General features: G+C 45.1%; 21 protein-coding genes and 1 other annotated feature. Of the genes, 3 read left to right on the top strand and 18 right to left on the bottom strand.

Going from position 1 to position 20,168, the window contains the following annotated elements; all coding sequences use genetic code 11:
- Window positions 1-9: 9 nt before the first annotated feature.
- From egsA to BGM23_RS07495, 7 genes are all read right to left on the bottom strand, one after another.
- Complete coding sequence (egsA, locus tag BGM23_RS07525) at window positions 10-1,194, bottom strand: sn-glycerol-1-phosphate dehydrogenase (RefSeq protein WP_015251502.1); 1,185 nt, start codon at window positions 1,192-1,194, stop codon at window positions 10-12.
- Window positions 1,191-2,009: a sugar-phosphatase AraL gene (gene araL / locus BGM23_RS07520; RefSeq protein ID WP_015251501.1), complete on the bottom strand. Its 819-nt coding sequence runs from the start codon at window positions 2,007-2,009 to the stop codon at window positions 1,191-1,193. The genes egsA and araL overlap by 4 nt, the downstream gene beginning before the upstream one ends.
- Window positions 1,987-2,676 (bottom strand): L-ribulose-5-phosphate 4-epimerase, encoded by a 690-nt coding sequence (araD, locus tag BGM23_RS07515; protein ID WP_015251500.1) that lies wholly within the window; start codon window positions 2,674-2,676, stop codon window positions 1,987-1,989. Before araD ends, araL begins: the two co-directional genes overlap by 23 nt.
- A gap of 16 nt (window positions 2,677-2,692) precedes the next feature.
- Entirely contained in the window at window positions 2,693-4,375 is a 1,683-nt protein-coding gene (gene araB / locus BGM23_RS07510; RefSeq protein ID WP_015251499.1) for a ribulokinase, read from the bottom strand.
- A 13-nt stretch (window positions 4,376-4,388) separates the two neighbouring features.
- The gene (gene araA / locus BGM23_RS07505; protein ID WP_046663888.1) at window positions 4,389-5,879 is read right to left on the bottom strand and encodes an L-arabinose isomerase; all 1,491 of its coding nucleotides are present in this window, start codon (window positions 5,877-5,879) and stop codon (window positions 4,389-4,391) included.
- A gap of 177 nt (window positions 5,880-6,056) precedes the next feature.
- Window positions 6,057-7,028 (bottom strand): arabinan endo-1,5-alpha-L-arabinosidase AbnA, encoded by a 972-nt coding sequence (gene abnA, locus BGM23_RS07500; RefSeq protein ID WP_015251497.1) that lies wholly within the window; start codon window positions 7,026-7,028, stop codon window positions 6,057-6,059.
- Window positions 7,029-7,225: 197 nt separating this feature from the next.
- Window positions 7,226-8,311 (bottom strand): M42 family metallopeptidase, encoded by a 1,086-nt coding sequence (locus tag BGM23_RS07495; RefSeq protein WP_032722328.1) that lies wholly within the window; start codon window positions 8,309-8,311, stop codon window positions 7,226-7,228.
- 183 nt (window positions 8,312-8,494) lie between these two features.
- Here BGM23_RS07495 and ysdB point away from each other — a divergent pair, with 183 nt between their 5' ends.
- Window positions 8,495-8,887, top strand: coding sequence for a sigma W pathway protein YsdB (ysdB, locus tag BGM23_RS07490; protein WP_003229493.1), 393 nt, complete (start codon window positions 8,495-8,497; stop codon window positions 8,885-8,887).
- 15 nt (window positions 8,888-8,902) lie between these two features.
- Here the strand turns inward: ysdB and BGM23_RS07485 are convergent, their stop codons facing one another.
- The 4 genes from BGM23_RS07485 to infC are packed head-to-tail and all read right to left on the bottom strand — an operon-like array spanning window position 8,903 to window position 10,354.
- Complete coding sequence (locus BGM23_RS07485) at window positions 8,903-9,172, bottom strand: DUF1294 domain-containing protein (RefSeq protein ID WP_046663889.1); 270 nt, start codon at window positions 9,170-9,172, stop codon at window positions 8,903-8,905.
- Window positions 9,173-9,228: 56 nt separating this feature from the next.
- Window positions 9,229-9,588, bottom strand: coding sequence for a 50S ribosomal protein L20 (gene rplT / locus BGM23_RS07480; protein WP_003222420.1), 360 nt, complete (start codon window positions 9,586-9,588; stop codon window positions 9,229-9,231).
- Window positions 9,589-9,619: 31 nt separating this feature from the next.
- Complete coding sequence (gene rpmI / locus BGM23_RS07475) at window positions 9,620-9,820, bottom strand: 50S ribosomal protein L35 (protein WP_003222418.1); 201 nt, start codon at window positions 9,818-9,820, stop codon at window positions 9,620-9,622.
- A 12-nt stretch (window positions 9,821-9,832) separates the two neighbouring features.
- The gene (gene infC, locus BGM23_RS07470; RefSeq protein ID WP_010886591.1) at window positions 9,833-10,354 is read right to left on the bottom strand and encodes a translation initiation factor IF-3; all 522 of its coding nucleotides are present in this window, start codon (window positions 10,352-10,354) and stop codon (window positions 9,833-9,835) included.
- Between the two features lie 58 nt (window positions 10,355-10,412).
- Window positions 10,413-10,543: a sequence feature (ribosomal protein L20 leader region), on the bottom strand.
- A 257-nt stretch (window positions 10,544-10,800) separates the two neighbouring features.
- Between infC and BGM23_RS07465 the strand changes: the two genes are divergently transcribed.
- Entirely contained in the window at window positions 10,801-11,463 is a 663-nt protein-coding gene (locus BGM23_RS07465) for a hypothetical protein (protein ID WP_019712908.1), read from the top strand.
- Between the two features lie 31 nt (window positions 11,464-11,494).
- On the opposite strand, the gene lrgB is transcribed toward BGM23_RS07465, so the two are convergent.
- The 4 genes from lrgB to lytS all read right to left on the bottom strand — a co-directional run bounded on the left by lrgB (window position 11,495) and on the right by lytS (window position 15,270).
- Window positions 11,495-12,190, bottom strand: coding sequence for an antiholin-like protein LrgB (gene lrgB / locus BGM23_RS07460; RefSeq protein WP_003229482.1), 696 nt, complete (start codon window positions 12,188-12,190; stop codon window positions 11,495-11,497).
- 21 nt (window positions 12,191-12,211) lie between these two features.
- Window positions 12,212-12,652, bottom strand: a complete 441-nt coding sequence (gene lrgA / locus BGM23_RS07455) for an antiholin-like murein hydrolase modulator LrgA (RefSeq protein WP_014477620.1) — start codon at window positions 12,650-12,652, stop codon at window positions 12,212-12,214.
- Window positions 12,653-12,785: 133 nt separating this feature from the next.
- Window positions 12,786-13,511, bottom strand: coding sequence for a two-component system response regulator LytT (lytT, locus tag BGM23_RS07450; protein ID WP_015251493.1), 726 nt, complete (start codon window positions 13,509-13,511; stop codon window positions 12,786-12,788).
- Window positions 13,489-15,270 (bottom strand): two-component system sensor histidine kinase LytS, encoded by a 1,782-nt coding sequence (gene lytS, locus BGM23_RS07445; protein WP_019712906.1) that lies wholly within the window; start codon window positions 15,268-15,270, stop codon window positions 13,489-13,491. The genes lytT and lytS overlap by 23 nt, the downstream gene beginning before the upstream one ends.
- Before the next feature lie 166 nt (window positions 15,271-15,436).
- Between lytS and BGM23_RS07440 the strand changes: the two genes are divergently transcribed.
- Complete coding sequence (locus BGM23_RS07440; RefSeq protein WP_004398978.1) at window positions 15,437-16,219, top strand: HAD family hydrolase; 783 nt, start codon at window positions 15,437-15,439, stop codon at window positions 16,217-16,219.
- A gap of 40 nt (window positions 16,220-16,259) precedes the next feature.
- Here the strand turns inward: BGM23_RS07440 and thrS are convergent, their stop codons facing one another.
- The 3 genes from thrS to BGM23_RS07425 form a co-directional block, all read right to left on the bottom strand.
- Window positions 16,260-18,191, bottom strand: a complete 1,932-nt coding sequence (gene thrS / locus BGM23_RS07435; protein WP_046663890.1) for a threonine--tRNA ligase — start codon at window positions 18,189-18,191, stop codon at window positions 16,260-16,262.
- 393 nt (window positions 18,192-18,584) lie between these two features.
- Window positions 18,585-19,430: a putative sporulation protein YtxC gene (ytxC, locus tag BGM23_RS07430; protein WP_003229471.1), complete on the bottom strand. Its 846-nt coding sequence runs from the start codon at window positions 19,428-19,430 to the stop codon at window positions 18,585-18,587.
- Window positions 19,431-19,508: 78 nt separating this feature from the next.
- Window positions 19,509-20,150, bottom strand: a complete 642-nt coding sequence (locus BGM23_RS07425; RefSeq protein ID WP_003229468.1) for a TVP38/TMEM64 family protein — start codon at window positions 20,148-20,150, stop codon at window positions 19,509-19,511.
- Window positions 20,151-20,168: the final 18 nt, after the last annotated feature.

Here is a 20,168-nt window from a genome sequence, read left to right as displayed (position 1 = left end):
AGGTGCGGGCTATTCATATAGACCATGGTTGATCAGCGTTTTGTTTTCATTAATGATTCTTAATCCGGTGCAGCGGTCTCTTAAGGTGTGCGCATGTCTGAAGGCATTCTTGACGGAATCCTGCCCGACACCGATTTCGTCAAAATACGCAGGGCCTCCGGCTGATCTCAGCCAATCAGCCAGCACTTCTCCTTCCGGGAGAGTTTGATAAGCCGATTGGATGGCTTGCCGCCGGCTCGGTGAAAATTCGTTCAATCCCTCATCCTTAGCGAGCTTTCTGTATGTGTCAGTTAATAAAACAGCTGCACAGCCCACCTTTGCCCCATGAAGAATCTGCGGCCGTTTTTTCTCCATTAATTCCATCTCAATCCAATGTGAAATATGATGCTCTCCGCCTGATGCCGGGCGGGAATGATCTAATGCCAGCATGACAAGCCCCGATACAAGTAAAGACTCCATCAAAACCCGTATGCCAGTTTCCGTTTTCATCGCAATGTCTTCTGTGTGTTCAATGCAGGCAGCAAGCGCCTCCTGAACGATCTTAGCTCCTGCAGGCGAATAAGGCTCACCGGCAAGATGCCGGGATATTTCCCAATCTGCTAAAGACGTGATTTTACCGAGCATGTCACCAAAGCCAGCCGCCACCATTGACTGCGGTGCCGCTTTTAATAGATCCAGATCAGCGAACAGCGCAGATGGGGCCTTCGTTTGAATGGTTGTTTTCGTGCCGTATAAAATAATCGGCGCACCGGCTGATGTAAAACCGTCTACAGATGGAGCAGTCGGATAAGAAATAAACGGCAAATCTCTTTGAAACGCCGCAAAGCGGACGATATCATGAATCGTGCCCGAACCGACTGCGATCATGACATCCGTTGTTTGTTTCGTATGGATCAGCACATGAATGAGCGATCGTTCATCAGCTGTCACATCTCCGGCTTCATTTTCTGGAATGATCAGGCACTCGGCCTGAAATCCTGCTTGATTCAGTCGGTTTTCTAAATCAATTCCTGCAATGTGGTGTGTATTCGCGTCGCAGACAAGGACAATATGTTGATTGTTTTTTCGTTTTACATAATCCAAAAGCGAATCAGCTGCTTGCTTACCGAGAACAATTTCTTCAACTTTTATAGGCAACGTCTTTTCTCCGGCGTGTTCAAAAGCACGCTGAACGTCAGCTGCGATACGATTCATATCAGAATCCCCTCCTCAGCCAATTTGGTTACATCTTTAATAGAATCCAGCACATAATCCGGCGTGTACAAACGCTGTTCACCCTGTTTCGCAGAACCAGTTAGCACTAAGGCGCTTTTCATGCCATAAAGCTTCCCCATCGCAATGTCAGATTCAATGCTGTCTCCTATAATCATGCATTCATGTGCGGACAGCCCCATTGCTGTACAGGCAGCCTCCGCCATCAGCCATGACGGTTTTCCGACAACAAGTTCAGTCTTCGCTTGTGCGGAAGCCTCTATCGCCCCAATCATTCCAGCCACATCAATGGCATTTCCGTCTTCGTTCGGAAAAGAGCGGTCTTTGTTTGTAGCAATGATACGAGCGCCGCCGGCAGCCGCTTGAAAGGCTTGATTTAAATCGTCGTACGTGAGCGTTTCATGAAGGGAGATCACGAGCCAATCCGCTTCCTTCGGTTCGCTCGCGTTCTGCACACCGGCCAGCCTCAGCTCGTCAACCAAGCCTTGCTCCCCAAGCACCCATACCTTTGAAAAACGATAATGTTTTTTCAGAAAAGCCGCTGTCACGCTTGATGACAGAACAATGTCGTTTACGTCCGTTTCAATCCCCGCGCCAAGAAGTTTTTTTCTGCACATGGCACGGGAGATATTCCCCCGGTTGCTTAAAAAGACGATTTTCTTTCCCATTCTCCTAAGCGTTTTGATCGCTTCTCTTGCTCCTTCGATCAACTCATTTCCTCTGAATACAGTACCGTCCAAGTCAATTAGAATGCCAGCCGGTGACACAGGCGTATCATGACTGGCCATAATACGCATTTGCTCCGTGTTTTCGATAAAAATGCTTTTCATGCAGGACTGTATTGATTGGGGTTACATCCTTGTTCAGCATAATGGAGTGATAGGCCATTTCGGCAACCGTTTCTAATACAACTGCGTTATGAATGGCATTTAAGGCGTCAGTGCCCCAGCAGAACGGTCCGTGATTATTCACGAGCACACCCGGCACCTGTTCGTAGTTTTGATGCTGAAAGGTTTCCGCTATGACTTTTCCTGTATTCAGTTCGTAGTCATGAATGATTTCTTCATCGTACATTTCTCGAGTACATGGAATCGCACTGTCAAAATAATCAGCATGGGTCGTGCCTAACGGAGGGATGTCTCTGCCCGATTGCGCCCAGCTTGTCGCCCATTGAGAATGGGTATGGACAATTCCCCCGATATTCGGAAAGGCTTTATATAAATAAACATGGGTAGGTGTATCTGAAGAAGGCTTAAGCGAGCCTTCGACGACCTCTCCATCAAGGTTCAAAACAACCAAGTCATCGGCTGTCAGGTCGCTGTATTCGACTCCGCTAGGTTTGATGACAATTCTTTCTTTTTCACGGTCAATGCCGCTGACATTTCCCCACGTAAAGGTTACCAGCTGATGCTCTTGAAGCTTCAGGTTGGCAGCCAGCACTTCTTTTTTTAATGTTTCAAGCATGCTCCATCACCCTTTATCAATTCTTTTTGGCGGCAGATGAAAATTGAAGATTTTTGATCGTTTTCAGACGTTTCATGACATGGTTTTCTTTTCCGAAATAATGAACCAGCTCTTTATATTCAGCGTACAATTTTTCATAAACCGCGGCGTTTTCGGCATTTGGCGTATAAGTTATATCTTTCAGTTTTCCCATGTTCGCCGCTGCCTCTTTGATGTCATCGTAGCCGCCTTTTTCTTTGCCTGCTGCAAGCGCGCCGAAAATGGCAGATCCTAAGGCTGGTGCTTGCGGTGAACCAGAGATTTTAATGTCCATGTTTGTCACATCCGCATAAATCTGCATGACAAACGGGTTTTTCTCAGCTATTCCGCCGGCTGCGTATAGTTCCTCAATCGGAACACCGCTTTCTTTGAATGTTTCGATAATCATTCGGGTTCCGTAAGCTGTCGCTTCAACTAACGCTCTATAAATCTCTTCAGGCTTCGTCAGCAGTGTCATGCCAAGCAGCATCCCTGTTAAATCTGCATCAACAAGAGTTGAACGGTTTCCATTCCACCAATCTAAAGCAAGCAAGCCGCTTTCACCAGGCGCTTGATGGTTTGCTTTCTCACTCAGCAGCTCATGAACGCCAATGTTTTTTTCCTTTGCTTCCTCTTGATAAGCTGGCGGGACACATGTTTTCACAAACCAGTCAAAATGATCGCCGACACAGGACTGCCCGGCTTCATATCCCGCATAGCCCGGGAGAATTCCGTTGTCCACAACGCCGCACATTCCTGGAACGATATGCACCTCTTCACCAAGTAGAACATGGCACGTCGAGGTTCCCATAATCATCAGCATTTTCCCTGGCTCTGTAATGCCGACCGCCGGTACGGAAACATGAGCGTCCACATTGGCAACCGCAACAGCCGTTCCCGGGAGAAGTCCGGTCAGCTTTGCCATTTTTTCAGTCAGACTGCCGGCTTTTTCTCCTACTGAATGAATAGAACCTGACAATTTGTCTTTTGTAATCGTTTTCATTGAAGGATTTAATTTCTCAAAGAAATCATCTGACGGATACCCCGCTTTTTCACTCCACATCGCTTTATACCCTGCGGTACAATTGCTTCGCTTGAGCGAGCCGCACAGCTGGTACACGATCCAGTCCGCAGCCTCGATGATCCGGTCAGCCGCTTCATAAATGTGAGGCGCTTCCTCGGCAATTTGCATGACCTTTGGAATCATCCATTCTGATGAAATTTTTCCTCCGTACCGCTGTAAAAAAGCCTCTCCTTCTTCTTCCGCGATTTGATTGAGCCGATCAGCATGTTTTTGGGCCGCATGATGCTTCCAGAGCTTCACATAGCTGTGCGGCTCCTCTTCATATTCAGGCAGCATGCATAACGGCTGCCCGCTGCTGTCAATAGGAAGGATCGTACATGCCGTGAAATCAATTCCAATCCCGATAATGTCTTTCGGTTCAACGCCCGTCTGTTCGAGTAAAGACGGAATGGTTGTTTCCAAGACTTCGAGGTAATCAGCAGGGTGCTGCAGCGCCCAGTCGCGCGGCAGCTTTTGACCCGTTTTTGGAAGGACGGTATCAATGACAGCATGCCTGTATTCTTTTACAGCAGCCGCAAGTTCCTCCCCTGTTTGGACATGAACGAGCACCGCTCTTCCTGATAAAGTTCCAAAATCAACCCCTATTGTGTAAGCCATGTGACATCCCCCTCTACTTTTGAAGCCGGTAAAGCGCCTCGTTCCATTTTAACTCGTGTTTCAGTTTATGAATTGTCGTATCACGGGAAATGAGAACACTTTCGATCCCCGCCATTTCCGCCCAATCAAGCATTTGCTCCGCTGTCAGTTCATAAGACAGGCAGGTATGATGTGCACCGCCGGCTAAAATCCATGCCTCCGCTGCTGTTTTCAATGACGGCTCCGGCTTCCAGAGAACACGGGCAACCGGTAAATTCGGCATGTCTTTTTCAATTTCCTGGCCGGTGACTTCATTCAGCACAAGGCGGAAACGCCCGCCAATATCAACAATGCTAGCTTGAATGGCAGAACCCCTGATGCCGTTAAATACAAAACGCGCAGGGTCCTCTTTGCCGCCAATCGAAAGCGGATGAACCTCGATTTTCGGCTGATCCAAAGCGACAGTCGGACACACTTCAAGCATGTGAGAGCCCAGAATCATTTCATTTCCCGGTTCAAAATGGTACGTGTAATCTTCCATGAAGGAAGTTCTTTTTCCTTTAGCCATGATTTTCATCATCCGTACAAGGGCCGCTGTCTTCCAATCTCCTTCACCGGCAAACCCATAGCCTTTCTCCATCAGGCGCTGAACGGCAAGTCCCGGCAGCTGTTTCATTCCGTGCAGCACTTCAAACGATGTCGTAAACGCTGTGTATCCGCCTTGCTCAAGAAAAGCGGTTAAGCCAAGTTCAATTTTCGCCTGTTCTTTAATGGACGCTACCTTTGCTTCGTCACGTTTTGTTTCCTCACTGATCACATATAGTCTGTCATACTCGGCATAAAGCGTGTCAACCTCGTCGTCCGTAATGCGGTCCATCACTTCAACGAGATCCCCGATGCCATATCCGTCAACCTGCCAGCCAAATTGAATATGCGCTCCCACCTTGTCTCCGTCCGTTACCGCGACATGACGCATGTTATCTCCAAATCTGGCAACCTTAATATGTCTGCTTTCATTTAATGCAGCCGCCGTATCCATCCACTGGGACATTTCTTTTTTCACTTCTTCATCATCCCAATAGCCGGCAATGACTTTTCGGCTAAGCCCCATTCTCGAGTTGATGTAACCGTACTCTCGATCGCCATGCGCGGATTGGTTGCTGTTCATAAAATCCATGTCAATCGTACCCCACGGGATATCGCGATTATATTGGGTATGCAAATGCATAAGCGGTTTTTGATAAGAGGAAAGGCCTTCTATCCACATTTTTGCAGGGGAAAATGTGTGCATCCATGTAATGATGCCAGCACATGTCTCACTGTACTCCGCTTCTCTTAACAGCTCTCTAATGGTTTCCGGTGAAGTGACGACGGGCTTATGAGTGATTTTATATCTGGAAGAAATCCCGCTGAGCCCCTCACAAATGCTTTTAGCATGCTGATCTACGAGTTCCAGCGTCTCTTCCCCGTATAGGTGCTGGCTTCCTGTCACAAACCAGAATTCATAATCCTTTGTCTGAAGCATGTAAACTGCCCCTTTCTCATAAAATAAAACGCTTTCAAATACAAAAGATACGTACTAATGATAGAAAATAAACCTATAAATAAATATTTGTACGAACAATTTTATTATAGTAATTGACTATTATACTGTCAATCTTTTCTTTTAAAAAAAGCCGGGGGCAGAGCCCGGCTTTTTGATTCAATAGGACGGCCAGCCCGAGCTCCAATTCAAATCATTGATAAGAAGCTTTGGAATGCCGTTGTCATTGGCATCATAGGCATGGCGAACAAGAATGTTTCCGTTCACAATATCCTGGCCTCCAGGTCCTTTCCATTGGTCATTGCCCGAATCCAAAATGGTGCCTCCGCCTTCAAGCATGCTTTTTCCGCTTTTATCAAGATAAGGGCCTGTAATGTTTTTGGATCTTCCGTAAGCAATTTTGTACGTACTGTTTACCCCGTCACAGCATTTATCAAATGAGACCATTAAGTAGTAATAGCCATTTTGATACGTAAGAGTAGGAGCCTCAAGCGCCCCGCCATTATTCGGTCTGGCAGCAATCGAATAGAGCGAGCCTGTAGGCTTCATCGTACTCTTATCGAGCTTAGTCAGCTTAATGCCGCTCCAAAACGAGCCGAATGCAAGCCACGGGTTGCCATCCTTGTCGAATGTCAGCTCCGGATCAATGGCGTTATAATTATTTGAGCTTGTCGAACGAATCACCAAGCCCTCGTCCTTCCAGCTCCCCGAACTGATGCTTGTTGAAGATGCCAGGCCAATGGCAGATGTATTGCTTCCAAAAGAAGAAACGGAATAATATAGCCAGTACTTGCCGTTATAGTATTGGATGTCCGGCGCCCACTGGTTTTGGCCATAATTCGGCACATAATTGGACCACCACGATAGCGGTGTAGTGAAAATGGATTTTTGTACGGTCCAATTTTTAGCGTCTGAAGACTTCAAAACCCGCAATCCCCGTTCTTCAGTAAGCCCTGTTCCGAGCGCATACCATGAGCTCCCCTCTTTAATCATAGTCGGGTCATGAAGCAGCTCATTGGATGCACCCCAAAACGCTGCCTCTGCGGGAGCAGCAGATGTGAATATCAAACCTGCAGCCAGAGCTGCACTCGAAAAGTGTAAGAAGCGTTTCCATGTTTTTTTCTTTTTCAATTTTGTTCAACCTCCTTTAAATTAGAAAACGCTTACAAATTAGATTGTTTATCCTCCCTTCCTGTCAAATCGAGCTGCGTATCGTATATCGTCATGTTCAGGACATTTTCGGTATCCCCTTTATTGTAGTCACTATGCTGTAATTTGTACAGACAAAAAAATAGAATCCGCCTAAATAGGCGGATTCTTCCGTATCTTTATTGGTACGTAATTTCGTCAACCGTTTTTCGGTCTAACTTCTTAATGACTTCCGTAATTAACTTTACCGCGTTTTCATAATCATCACGATGCAGCATGGCCGCGTGCGTATGAATGTAGCGGGTTGCAATGGTAATGGACAGCGCAGGAACGCCATTCGCCGTCAAATGGATGGCACCAGAATCAGTTCCGCCGCCGGCAATGGCATCAAATTGGTACGGAATGCCGGCTTCCTCCGCAGTGGCTACAACTGCATCGCGCAAACCTTTGTGAGAGACCATGGATGCATCGTAAACGATAATCTGCGGGCCTTTGCCCATTTTGCTCTGCGCTTCTTTCTCGGAAATGCCAGGCGTGTCTCCTGCTATCCCTACATCAACACCAAACGCAATATCAGGCTGAATGGTGTGTGCAGCCGTTTTCGCTCCCCTCAGGCCGACTTCCTCCTGCACGGTTCCGACGCCATACACTATATTTGGATGATCTGTGTTTTGTAAGTTTCTTAACACATCAATTGCAATCGCACAGCCAATGCGGTTGTCCCACGCCTTTGCGAGTAGGAATTTTTCATTGTTCATGATCGTAAATTCAAAATGCGGAACGATCATATCTCCCGGGAGTACACCCCACTCCAAGGCTTCTTCCCGGCTTGAAGCTCCAATATCAATAAACATGTCTTTTATTTCCACTGATTTTTTTCTTGCTTCAGGAGATAAAATATGCGGCGGCTTAGAGCCGATAACCCCTGTGATTTCTCCTTTTTTTGTGACAACGGTGACGCGCTGGGCAAGCATAACCTGAGCCCACCAGCCGCCAACGGTTTGAAAACGGATAAAGCCTTTATCTGTGATTTGTGTCACCATAAAGCCGACTTCATCCAAATGTCCGGCGATCATAATTTTCGGGCCGTTTTCTGCACCAGTTTTTTTGGCAATTAAACTGCCCAGGCGATCTGTTGTCACCTCATCAGCAAATGGTTCTATGTATGATTTCATCACTTGCCTTACTTCTCTTTCATTGCCCGGTATGCCTTTTGCATCTGTTAAATCTTTCAGCATGGTCAATGTTTCATCTAATTTTGCCATGTTCCAAACCCTCCTTCATCAGTCCTGCATTCTTATTATACAAAACATGGCGCTAACCATACGACTATTTCACTTGAAAATCGGGTATATGTTTTTACAGCTTTCTTTTAGAAAAAGTGAAACCTTTTTCTATGCTTTTCGTATTACATCAGATCATCACCATAAGGGAGGTGCCTTCACACAATGTTTGTCATGGTTCTAAGGATTATTTTGCTTGCACTTTTTGCTTATTGTATTTATGCCGTGGTCAAATATGTCGCGAATCCTAAGAGAAGGCTTAAGCTGGCCCAATCAAAAGAACATTTTTATATTATTGATGAACAAAACAATACCCGGAAGAATTTTCAGCTGACGTATAAAGGCGTGCTTTTTGAGGGAGAAAAGCATATTCCTTCCAAGGATCATCCGCTGTTTATTCACACGATCTTTGTCTGGACAGAATCTCCTGAGAAGCTGAAACATTTCTCTGCAAAAGATTTTGAGAACATTGAAGAAAAAGTGCTGGAACGATATCCAAATTGTAAGATTGACTGGGACCAGCCCATTAAACTCGCAAAAAAAGCAGAAGAGCGTTAAACGCTTTTCTGCTTTTTATAAATCAAACGGGCTGTAGTAAATAGCGATGAGAATCGCTTCAATTACCAGAAGAAGCGGTACTCCATACTTAAAAGAAGCGTGTTTCGTTTTATGTCTGAAGGTTTGCATGCCAAGCCAGACACCGAGCGCTCCAAATACGATGGCTATCAGCCACAGCCGGTCTTCAGAAATTCTCCACTTGTGCTGCTGCGCTTTGCGTTTGGCAATGCCCATCACCCAAAAACCGCACAGATTAATCAACACCAAATAAGCTGCAATAATCATGTTGCCTCATCCTTTATATAGAAAAAGCCGCTCTGCTGGAGAGCGGCTCTATATGATTACTTGTTTAATTGAGCTTTAGCAGCATCAGCAAGCTGATTGAATGCAGTAAGATCGTTTACAGCAAGATCAGCAAGCATTTTACGGTTTACTTCGATACCAGAAAGCTTAAGACCGTGCATTAAACGGCTGTAAGAAAGGCCGTTCATGCGAGCAGCTGCGTTGATACGAGTGATCCAAAGTTTACGGAAATCACGTTTTTTCTGACGACGGTCACGGAAAGCATAGTTTCCAGATTTCATGACCTGCTGGTTAGCTACTTTGTATAATGTATGTTTTGAACCGAAATAACCTTTTGCTAATTTAAGAACCTTTTTACGACGCTTACGTGTAACAGTTCCGCCTTTTACTCTTGGCATTGAATTTCCCTCCTAATTGTTCCTTATCCGATTACTTGATGTTAGCAAGCATTTGTTTGATACGTTTGAAGTCTCCTGCGCTTACAACAGCACTCTTGCGAAGCTTACGCTTTTGCTTTTGAGATTTGTTGGCGAATAAGTGACTTGTGTACGCGTGAGAACGTTTTAACTTCCCAGAACCTGTCTTTTTAAAACGTTTAGCAGATCCGCGGTGAGTTTTCATTTTTGGCATGGGATTTCCTCCTTATTGCTTTTCGTTTTTCGGTGCGAGCATTAAGAACATGCTGCGGCCGTCCATTTTTGGTTTTGTTTCGACTGTCGCAACCTCAGCACATGCTTCGGAGAAACGGTCTAATACACGCTGACCGATTTCTTTATGAGTGATTGCGCGTCCTTTAAAGCGGATAGAAGCTTTCACTTTATCGCCTTTTTCAAGGAATTTAATCGCATTGCGCAATTTCGTGTTAAAGTCATGCTCATCGATTGTCGGACTTAACCGAACTTCTTTTAAGTTAATGATTTTTTGATTCTTGCGTGCTTCTTTTTCCTTTTTCTGCTGCTCAAATCGGAACTTACCGTAGTCCATGATTCGGCAGACAGGCGGTTTTGCATTCGCTGCAACTAACACAAGGTCAAGATTTGCGCGGCCGGCGATTTCAAGTGCTTCCTGACGGGACTTGATTCCAAGCTGGTCGCCATTTTGTCCGATTAAACGGACCTCACGTGCACGGATACCCTCATTAACCAATTGATCTTTGCTAATAATGAGCCACCTCCATAGTTTCTTCGAATTGATTCACAACTCATTTTGAATGCATTTTGCAGGCAAACAAAAAGTGTGGGCATTATAAAACACCCACACTACGAACATCTGTATCAATAAAAATGTACGGTCAACCTGCCAACTACATGCATGTGTCAATCAGGTGAGAAGCGGGTGCTTCTGCTTGTGATTTATATTCAATTCAATAACTATTCTACACAATACCGGATCTTTAGTCAAGGACGACTTATCCGGAACAACTTTTACATTGTAACATGGGTTTTCTATGAGCGCAAGAGAGAAAAAGAAAATCTTTCATCCCCACCCAGAATGCAAAGAACCAACAATTCCCCCCTTATTTCGCAATTTACAACAAAACCACCGACAGGAAGAAATGTAAAACAAAGTTAATCTCTGACCGATATAAGAAGCAGAAGGGAGCCTGACACATGAACAAACTGATACAGCTTGCTTTATTTTTCACATTGATATTAACCGGTTGCTCGAATAGCAGCACATCTTCCGAATCAAAAGTCGAAACTGTTAAGACAACTGCAGCATTTCCTCAAAAGGGGCTGGAGAGAGAGCTAAAAAAACTAAAACCCGTTTCATTGGACATGAAGTTCGAAAGTCCACTTGCTACTGAGTTAGGAAAGCGGAAGGCAAAAGAAGAAGCTGAAAAGCAAAGACAAATCGCCGCAGAGAAAAAGCTTGAAAAAGAGCGGGAGGCGAAACGAAAGAAACAGCAGGAGGAAAAAGCGGAGAGACAGCGATTAGCAGAGCAGCAGGCGGCAGAGAATCAGCGATTAGCGGAAGCAAAAAGACAAGCTGAACTTGAAAGACAGCGGCAGGCAGCAATCCAAAAAGAGCAGAAAGCGAACGCTGAGAAAAAGCGGCAATCACAGGCACAACGGCAGCAGACCGAGGCACCCTCATCTAATAGTAAAAATCCACCATCTTCCTCGAGTCAGACAGATAAAACCATTCAACAGCCAGCTTCAGAGCTTCCTGATGACGATGGTTATGGTTATGAAGAACGAAAAAAGTGGCATGACGATCAAGTAGAATGGGGCATTAAACAAGGGTATATCGATCCCGAAGACGCACCATAAAATAAAAAAAGCCAAGGCATTCAGCCTTGGCTTATCCTCCGATCAGCTGCACGAACACAGGGATGACCAGAACCGTTACCACTCCTACTACGACAACAGCAATACTTGCCATCGCAGCTTCAACTTCTCCCATCTCAATCCCGACCGCTACACCAAGTGCATGTCCGGATGTTCCAAGAGCCAATCCTTTAGAAATCGGATTTTTCACTTTAAACACCTTCAAGAACAATGCTCCGAGCGCATATACGATGACAGCGTTAAAGATGACCGCAAAGGCTGTGATGTCGCTGATGCCCCCGATGCCTTTTGATAAAGGAAGCGCAATTGCCGTTGTAGCCGCCTGCGGAAGCATGCTTTTCATTACGGCCGAATCGAGATGAATGCCTTTAGCGAGCAAATAAACAATCGTGACAGAGCAGATAGAGCCGGCAATAATGGAGGCCATGATTTGCCACCAGTATTTTTTAAGCTTATCTCTTTGTTTGTACAAAGGAATTGCAAATGCGATCGTTGCCGGTTCAAGGAAAAACTTAATGATCTCTCCCCCGTTATTATAATCCGCGTAGGAAAAACCGCCGATTTTTAAAAATGCGATCCCCAGCACCATGGCAACAAACAAAGGAGTGAAAAGGAAGAAGCCTTTCGTTTTCTTAAATAAAAAGGTGCCGATGCCGAATGCAGCAAGTGATACGACAATTCCAAAATAAGGACTCATTGTGCTTTCCATGTGAAGAACCTCCTGTTTCCCTTAATGGTGAACGAGTTCGTTATTGTTCTGCGGGCTTTGCACTGTTTTTGTTTTCATGTCCGCTGCGGTTTTGCGTTTTCCGCTCAGCGAAAGAATCAGCTGAGAAAACAATCCCGTAGCCCCCAGCAAAATAATCGTTGCGAGCAGAATGACAAGAACAATTTGCAGGCCGTATTGCTGCATCACACCAAGCGAATTCATAACAGATATACCTGATGGAACAAATAAAAATCCGATCAGAGAGGTTAAAGACGTTCCGAGCGTCTCCACTTGTTCCAGTTTAATGACTTTCAAACATAATAGGAGAAATAATAAGACCAACCCTACAACCGATGCCGGGATAGGTATTGGGACAATAGCGGCAATCATATTTGAAACCAGCATAATGACGGCAAAAATAAATGCTTGTGTTAAAAACCCGTACACTTTTTTAGCACTCATTTTCTTCACCTCTTTCTCTTTGGTACCCTCATTATAAATAAGAATCCCCTGTTATAAAGCGCTTACAAGATAACATGCCGAATAGCGGGTCTGAGTTGCAGAATCAAATGGCTGAAATGCAAAAAGCCGCCCATCAAATATGGAGCAGCTTTTTCAATTCCTTCGCATATGTCCGGCTGACCGGTATTTTCGATCCGTCTTTCATGATCAAATTATACGTTGAATTAAACCATGGCTGAATTTCTTTAATATATTCGGTATTCACGACAAAGCTCCGATGGACGCGGATAAAATCAGAATCCGGCAGCTTTTTCTCAATCACAACGAGTGTATCGCTGACCGTATAAGAATGATCGAAGGTTTTTACATTGACATGACCATCTTCTGTTCCCGCATAGATAATGTCCTTCGTATCCACGATCACAATCGATTCCCCCACAGATAGCGCGAGCTTGTGCTGGCCGGCATGGCTGTTTTGCTCTGTTTCTACAATATCCCGATTGACTTTTTTATATTTTTTCAGCGTTTGCTGAATTCTTTCTTCATCGAAAGGCTTGGTTAAATAATCAAGAGCGTCCACCTCAAACGCTTTGAGCGCATACTGGTCATACGCTGTCGCAAACACAACAGCAGGAGGATGCTTCATTTTCTTCAATCGCTTTGCGATATCAAAACCGTTTTCTCCGGATAAATCAACGTCTAAAAACAGCAAATCAGGTTTTTGATCCATCATTTGGTCAAATGCGGATTCGATATTTTCCGCTTCATTGATTTCCATTTCCTCATTGGTCCGCTTAAGCAAGTAAGCCAGTTCATCCCTTGCCAGCATCTCATCATCAACTATTAACACCCTGAGCATGTTCTTCTCCCTCTTTCATCTGTTGCATTGGCACTTGAAAGGAAACCTCTGTCCCTTTATGAACCTCACTGCTGATATGCAGTGCAGCCTGCTGTCCGAATAAACCGATCAGCCGCTGATTTAGGTTATAAAGCGCTGTACCGGTTCCCTCCTTAGACGGAAACGGTTTCTTTCCCAGTTCCGGCAAGACGTCCGGCGGAATTCCGCGTCCGTTATCCGCCACCTTCATATAGACGGATGCATCATCAGATAAGACACAGACTGTAACCTTGCATATGTCTTGTTTTTTCGGAAACGCGTGCCGAAGCGCGTTCTCGACAAGCACCTGCAAAACAAACGGAGGGATTTCAATCTGCTCCAGTCTTGTGTCGATCTTAAGCTCAATTTTATATTTCCCGGGAAAACGCGCCTGTTCTAATGACAAATAGGCGTTAAGATGGTTCAGCTCCTTTGAGAGCGGAATCAGCAGCTGTCTCGCTCCTTGAAGGTTTGAACGAAAATAAACACTGAGCTGCAATAGGAGCTTACGGGTTTTTTCAACATCTGTACGGCATAGCGCAGAAATCGTGTTGATCGCATTAAATAAAAAATGCGGATTCACCTGTGCTTGAAGCGCTTTAATTTCAGCATCCTTGAGAAGTTTGCTTTGCAGCTCTGCTTCCCCAAGCTCAAGCTGTGTCGAAAACAGCATGGCCAGCCCCTCGGCAAGTTCCTCCTCTACCTGACTCAGGCCTGCCGGGCTTTTAAAGTACATTTTCAAGGTGCCGATTGTATTGCCGTTCGATGTCAGCGGCAGAACAATTGCAGCGTGCAAAGGGCATTCAGCATGCGTGCATTCAATCTCTTCCTGCGAAATCGCCTTCATAATATGCCCTGTTTTAATCACCTTTTTGGACAGGCCGGTGATCAAACTTTTCGATGGGATGTGGTGATCCATTCCCGCACCGACATGCGCAAGGATCTTTTCTTTATCAGTGAGAGACACCGCATCTGTTCCTGTCAGCTTATGGATAATAGCCGCTACACTTTTACAGGAGTTTTCATTTAATCCTTGGCGAAAAAATGGAAGTGTCTGATCAGCAATCGTCAGCACTCGATGCGTTTCGAGAGCTCTTGCCTGTTCTTCCTTGCGAATGATCGCTTGAATAATAGACAGAAAAATAAAACTGCCTGTTCCATTGATGAGTATCATCGGAATTCCGATCATGCTGACAAGCTCCCAAGCGTCACTGAACGGCTTTGCCATCAGCAAAATAATGATCATTTGCAGTGACTCCATGCCGATTCCCACAAGAGCGGCGATGCGCGGTGTCGGCATTCGATATCGCTTCGTAAAATACCTGCCGATCAAGCCTGCAAGAACACCCGCTAAAATAGATGAGACGGCACAGCTTAAGGCCGTGCTGCCACCGAGTGAAAAACGATGCAGGCCCGCAAGTATGCCGATCCCAGCCCCTACAAAAGGACCTCCGAGAAGGCCCCCGATTTCCACGCCCAAAATACGGGTATTCGCGATAGAGCCCGATGGATCTATCGTAAACACCCAGTCATTGTTTACAATCATATTTCTTTGAATTTCGATGCCTGTATAATTGCTGATGATGCTGAAAAGAGAAAAAATAGAAATTAAAATCGCTTTTCCTTTATAGCCGTCCTGATTCTGAAGAGCTTGTCTGAAAAGTTTCGTATGGGCGAGAATGAACCCTAATATAACAATAATCCCCACTCTCTCCAGCATCATAATCATTAAATGAATCATTCATGTCACCTGTTCTTTCCGTTTTCATTCTAGCATGTTTTCGTTTTGCGGCTGACTGTTTTTTTAAAATCGTCTGAAAACATATTTCACAAGGCTTTTATCTATTGTAAAATAAAACATGAGCCTTTTGGCAGAAAGATTTGAATCTGAAGCAGAGGAGAAGATCATGAAAGCCGTATTTTTTGATTTAGATGATACACTACTTTGGGACGAAAAAAGCGTCAGAACAACATTTGCAGAAACTTGCTTACAGGCGGAGAAAAAATATGGCCTTGCCCCTGAGGAATTCGAAGCAGCTGTTCGCGAAGCGGCGAGAGAATTGTACATGTCATATGAGACGTATCCATATACAGTGATGATCGGCATTAACCCGTTTGAAGGACTGTGGTCCAATTTCTCAGAGCCAATCAGTGAAGGCTTTCAAAAGCTGAACAAGATTGTGCCGGAGTACAGAAGAAATGCATGGACCAACGGACTGAAAGCGCTTGGGATCGATGATCCTGCATATGGCGAATACTTGGGAGAGTTTTTTGCGGCAGAGCGCAGAAAGCGCCCGTTTGTATATGATGAAACTTTTGCTGTACTCGATCAATTAAAAGGCAAGTATGAATTATTGCTTTTGACAAATGGCGATCCTAGTCTGCAAAAGGAGAAGCTTGCCGGCGTGCCTGAGCTCGCTCCTTACTTCAATGAAATCGTCATCTCGGGCGCATTCGGCAAGGGCAAGCCGGATGTTTCAATTTTTGAACACTGCCTTAAGCTGATGAATATTGAAAAAGACGATGCCATCATGGTCGGCGATAATTTGAATACTGATATTTTAGGCGCTTCAAGAGCCGGAATCAAAACCGTTTGGATCAACCGGACTGATAAGAAAAACGAAACTGACGTAAAGCCTGATTACATCATCAGCAGCCTTCATGATTTGTTTCCTATATTAGAGAAATAAAAAAAGCATGATCTCTTCAATGAGATCATGCTTTTTTATTTTATTTTTTCGCTTCAGCTACTGCCTTTTTCACAAACTCATCAAGTGAAATGGTTTCAGAGTTCTGTTCTCCGTATTTACGCACGTTTACCGCTCCGTTTTCTGCTTCTTGGTCACCGACCACCAGCATGTACGGGATTTTTTGCATTTGCGCTTCACGGATTTTGTAGCCGATTTTTTCATCGCGGCTGTCGACTTCAACACGCAGGCCTTCACATTGCAGGCGTTCCTGCACTTTTTTCGCGTAGTCTAAATGCACAGCCGGAGAAACCGGGATGACTTGGAACTGAACCGGTGCAAGCCATGTCGGCAGCGCGCCTTTGTGTTCTTCGATTAAGAAAGCAACAAAGCGTTCCATTGTTGAAACGACACCTCTGTGAATGACAACCGGACGGTGCTGCTTGCCGTCCTCACCGATGTATGTCAGGTCGAAACGTTCCGGCAATAAGAAATCAAGCTGAACCGTAGACAGTGTTTCTTCTTTTCCGATCGCAGTTTTCACCTGAACATCAAGTTTAGGTCCGTAGAATGCCGCTTCACCTTCTGCTTCGTAATAGTCGTGGCCGATTTCGTCCATTGCCTCTTTCAGCATGGATTGCGCTTTGTTCCACATTTCATCGTCATCAAAATATTTCTCTGTATCTTCCGGATCGCGGTAAGACAGACGGAATGTGTAATCACTTAAACCGAAGTCTTCATAAACATCCTGGATTAAACGGACTGTACGGATAAACTCATCCTTAATTTGATCCGGGCGCACAAAGATGTGTGCATCATTTAACGTCATTCCGCGTACCCGTTGAAGTCCTGACAGCGCACCTGACATTTCATAGCGGTGCATCGTTCCAAGCTCTGCAATACGAATCGGAAGCTCGCGGTAACTGTGAATGTCTTGTTTGTAAATCATCATATGGTGCGGACAGTTCATCGGACGCAATACAAGTGTTTCATTGTCCATTTCCATCGGAGGGAACATGCCTTCCTGATAATGATCCCAGTGTCCTGATGTTTCATACAGCTCTTTGCTGCCTAGCACAGGTGTGTATACGTGCTCATAGCCGAGGCTGATTTCTTTATCGACAATGTAGCGCTCGATGACGCGGCGGATTGTTGCGCCTTTTGGCAGCCAAAGCGGCAGGCCTTGTCCGACTTTTTGAGAGTTCGCGAACAGCTTTAATTCTTTGCCAAGCTTTCTGTGGTCGCGTTCTTTCGCTTCTTCTAGCATACGAAGATGCTCTTCAAGATCAGCTTTTTTGAAGAAAGCTGTACCATATACGCGCTGAAGCATTTGGTTTTTGCTGTCACCGCGCCAGTATGCGCCTGCAAGGCTTAACAGCTTAAATTCTTTGATTTTTCCGGTTGAAGGAACATGGACGCCGCGGCACAGGTCAAAGAATTCGCCTTGCTCATAGATCGAAACGGTTTCTCCTTCAGGAATCGCATCCAATAGTTCAAGCTTCAGGTCGTCGCCGATTTCCGCAAAACGGGCTTTCGCTTCTTCACGGCTGACTTCTTTTCGAACGATCGGAAGGTTCGCATTAACGATTTTTTTCATTTCTTTCTCGATTTTCGGCAGATCCTCCGGTGTAATCGCTTCGTCCATTTCTACATCGTAGTAAAACCCGTTTTCGATAACCGGACCGACGCCGAATTTAACATCCTTGTAGATGCGTTTAATCGCTTGAGCCAGCAAGTGAGCCGTACTGTGGCGCATAATTTGAAGACCTTCTTCTGAGCCTTCTGTAATGATTTCCACTGTACCGTCTTCATTGATCGGCGTTCTCAAATCGATTTCTTTTCCGTTCAGTTTTCCGGCTAATGATTTTTTCTTTAATCCCGGACTGATGGATGCCGCGATATCTTCTGTTGTTGTTCCTTTCGCAAACTCCTTGACTGCTCCATCAGGAAATGTGATTTTTACCATATCTGACATCTTTGTCACTCCTTTTTTTGCATATAAAAACCCCGCCCCCTATGAAAGGGACGAGGTTGAATAAACGGAATCGTGGTTCCACCCTTTTTTCCGCAAAGCCAATACGGCACCTGCGGCTCTAAGCTCTGTAACGGGAGTTCCCGTCAGCCATTACTGTTCCTTTTCAAGAGGTTCACAGCTGAAGTTCAAAGGCGGTAAAGCGAATGGTCCTTAGCTGGGAAGCTTGCAGCCAGGGCTTCCCTCTCTTTGAGCTGGTATCATTCCTTCGTGTCCTTATCAATACGTGTGTCTTTCTTAATCTCCTATGTATTATAAATTGTTCAATCCAAAAAATCAACACGATCGCGTTTCCTTTTTTAAACCGACAGCCTTAAATAGACAGGCTGCCGGCCCTCATCCTTCCGAGTGCTTCACCGGTATTTCTGCATCTGTAAAAGCATGCAGCGGGAGCATTTCCACTCTCTCTTGAAATACGTTTTGAATGGTCCTTGCCATCATGTGCTCGGGCTGGTCGGTATAAAGCACGACTTCATCAGGCGCAATGGAAATCAGCGGCGCGAGCAAATGAGAATCAATATACATAGGATGATCCCGGACAAATCTTCTGTCTATGTATTTCATTTTTTCCCGTTCCGGCACATAGCGCAGCTCCCATAATGTAAAGGAACCATCATGGACAATATGCACTTTTTTGATTCGCGGCTGTTTGGCGTCCACATAGTCTCTGAGTGTTTGAATAAAGTTTTGATATTCCTGTTCCATCTTATATTCATCAATCGCTGCTTCTGTAATATCTCTCAGCTGCTTATAGTATGATCCAAGTCGGAAGGTCTGAAAGGAGCGAATGTAAAATACTCCTTCCTCTAAACAGATCGTTTGGAGTTCATCCAAAATTGATTGTTTCCGTGAAAGCTTCAGCGGCTCAAACGGAAGATCGTCTGCTTCACCTTCAATAATACTGTGTGCGAGCTGAAGGATTTGCTGCTGTTCATCCTGGTCCGTGAAACAATACGTTTCCTCAATCAATGACAGCATATGCTCGTCTTCTTTGCATTCCAAAAAAAATTTGACCAGAATCGGCTCCATAAAACGCTGAATAGGAAAAGCCGGATTCGCTTTTTCAATCCCGATTTTTCGTATGCCTTCACGGACAATGATATTGTTCCGATCGTCCGAATGCTGAATGAGATGTAAAAAAGCGGCTGCATCATGGTCATCTTCAAAGATTATTTCAAGCATGTTTGTCCCCCCTTACGGCATCTGTTACAAGTATATGGGGGATGTTTTTAAAATAGACGTAAAGGTCATTGGCAAATCTTAATTTGATTCTTGGAACAAGTTTTGCATTTTCTTTCTGAAGATGAACGGCAATGAGATAAACACGATATACAAAGCGAGCACCATAAAGAAAGCGGGCAGATTGCCAGCCAAAAAGCTCGCACCCAGCACATTAAGCGCAATCGTCCCAGGGATGATTCCCACAGCCGTTGCGGCAAAATACGGCAGCGCTTTGACATTGGAAAGGCCTGCCGCATAGCTGACGAAATCAAAATTGATCGGCAGGATTCTCAAAAGAAAGATATAGAAAAATCCGTTATCCTCCATTTGCTTCTGTATGGCTTCAAGCCTTTCGTAATGCCCGTTCTTTTTCGCCGAAAACAAACCAGCCGCAAAAAACGAAACAGCTGAAGCGCACATCGAACCGAATAACGTATAAAGCGTGCCGAGAAGCGGGCCAAACGCAAGTCCGCCAGCTATTGAAATAACAGACACCGGAAATAAAACAAGTGGCCTGACGATGGATATCCCGATAAACATCAGAGGTGCAAAGACTCCGAACGACAATACCCATACCCTGATTTCTTTCGGCGATACATTCAAATACGTTTTATTTCCCCAATAGAGTAAACCAGCACCTGCAAGCACTGCCAGCCATTTGACAGCCGTTTTTCGTTTCATACCCTCAGTTCCTTCCCC

Origin of the sequence: Bacillus sp. FJAT-14266 (genome assembly GCF_001719225.1) — a bacterium.
Lineage (GTDB): Bacteria > Bacillota > Bacilli > Bacillales > Bacillaceae > Bacillus > Bacillus subtilis.
The sequence above is the reverse complement of the archived record's forward strand: the minus strand, read 5'-3'. Positions and strand labels throughout refer to the sequence as shown.

Bases quoted from the DNA above. Each gene is read 5' to 3' on its own strand.
- BGM23_RS07485 (WP_046663889.1), bottom strand. From the start codon at position 9,172: ATGATTATTGCAGCTTATTTGGTGTTGATTAATCTGTGCGGTTTTTGG.
- BGM23_RS07440 (WP_004398978.1), top strand. From the start codon at position 15,437: ATGAAAGCCGTATTTTTTGATTTAGATGATACACTACTTTGGGACGAA.
- BGM23_RS07465 (WP_019712908.1), top strand. From the start codon at position 10,801: ATGAACAAACTGATACAGCTTGCTTTATTTTTCACATTGATATTAACC.
- lrgA (WP_014477620.1), bottom strand. From the start codon at position 12,652: ATGAGTGCTAAAAAAGTGTACGGGTTTTTAACACAAGCATTTATTTTT.
- thrS (WP_046663890.1), bottom strand. From the start codon at position 18,191: ATGTCAGATATGGTAAAAATCACATTTCCTGATGGAGCAGTCAAGGAG.
- ytxC (WP_003229471.1), bottom strand. From the start codon at position 19,430: ATGCTTGAAATAATCTTTGAAGATGACCATGATGCAGCCGCTTTTTTA.
- lytT (WP_015251493.1), bottom strand. From the start codon at position 13,511: ATGCTCAGGGTGTTAATAGTTGATGATGAGATGCTGGCAAGGGATGAA.
- BGM23_RS07425 (WP_003229468.1), bottom strand. From the start codon at position 20,150: ATGAAACGAAAAACGGCTGTCAAATGGCTGGCAGTGCTTGCAGGTGCT.
- lytS (WP_019712906.1), bottom strand. From the start codon at position 15,270: ATGATTCATTTAATGATTATGATGCTGGAGAGAGTGGGGATTATTGTT.
- BGM23_RS07495 (WP_032722328.1), bottom strand. From the start codon at position 8,311: ATGGCAAAATTAGATGAAACATTGACCATGCTGAAAGATTTAACAGAT.
- lrgB (WP_003229482.1), bottom strand. From the start codon at position 12,190: ATGGAAAGCACAATGAGTCCTTATTTTGGAATTGTCGTATCACTTGCT.
- rpmI (WP_003222418.1), bottom strand. From the start codon at position 9,820: ATGCCAAAAATGAAAACTCACCGCGGATCTGCTAAACGTTTTAAAAAG.
- egsA (WP_015251502.1), bottom strand. From the start codon at position 1,194: ATGAATCGTATCGCAGCTGACGTTCAGCGTGCTTTTGAACACGCCGGA.
- araL (WP_015251501.1), bottom strand. From the start codon at position 2,009: ATGCGTATTATGGCCAGTCATGATACGCCTGTGTCACCGGCTGGCATT.
- araA (WP_046663888.1), bottom strand. From the start codon at position 5,879: ATGCTTCAGACAAAGGATTATGAATTCTGGTTTGTGACAGGAAGCCAG.
- araD (WP_015251500.1), bottom strand. From the start codon at position 2,676: ATGCTTGAAACATTAAAAAAAGAAGTGCTGGCTGCCAACCTGAAGCTT.
- rplT (WP_003222420.1), bottom strand. From the start codon at position 9,588: ATGCCAAGAGTAAAAGGCGGAACTGTTACACGTAAGCGTCGTAAAAAG.
- araB (WP_015251499.1), bottom strand. From the start codon at position 4,375: ATGGCTTACACAATAGGGGTTGATTTTGGAACTTTATCAGGAAGAGCG.
- ysdB (WP_003229493.1), top strand. From the start codon at position 8,495: ATGTTTGTCATGGTTCTAAGGATTATTTTGCTTGCACTTTTTGCTTAT.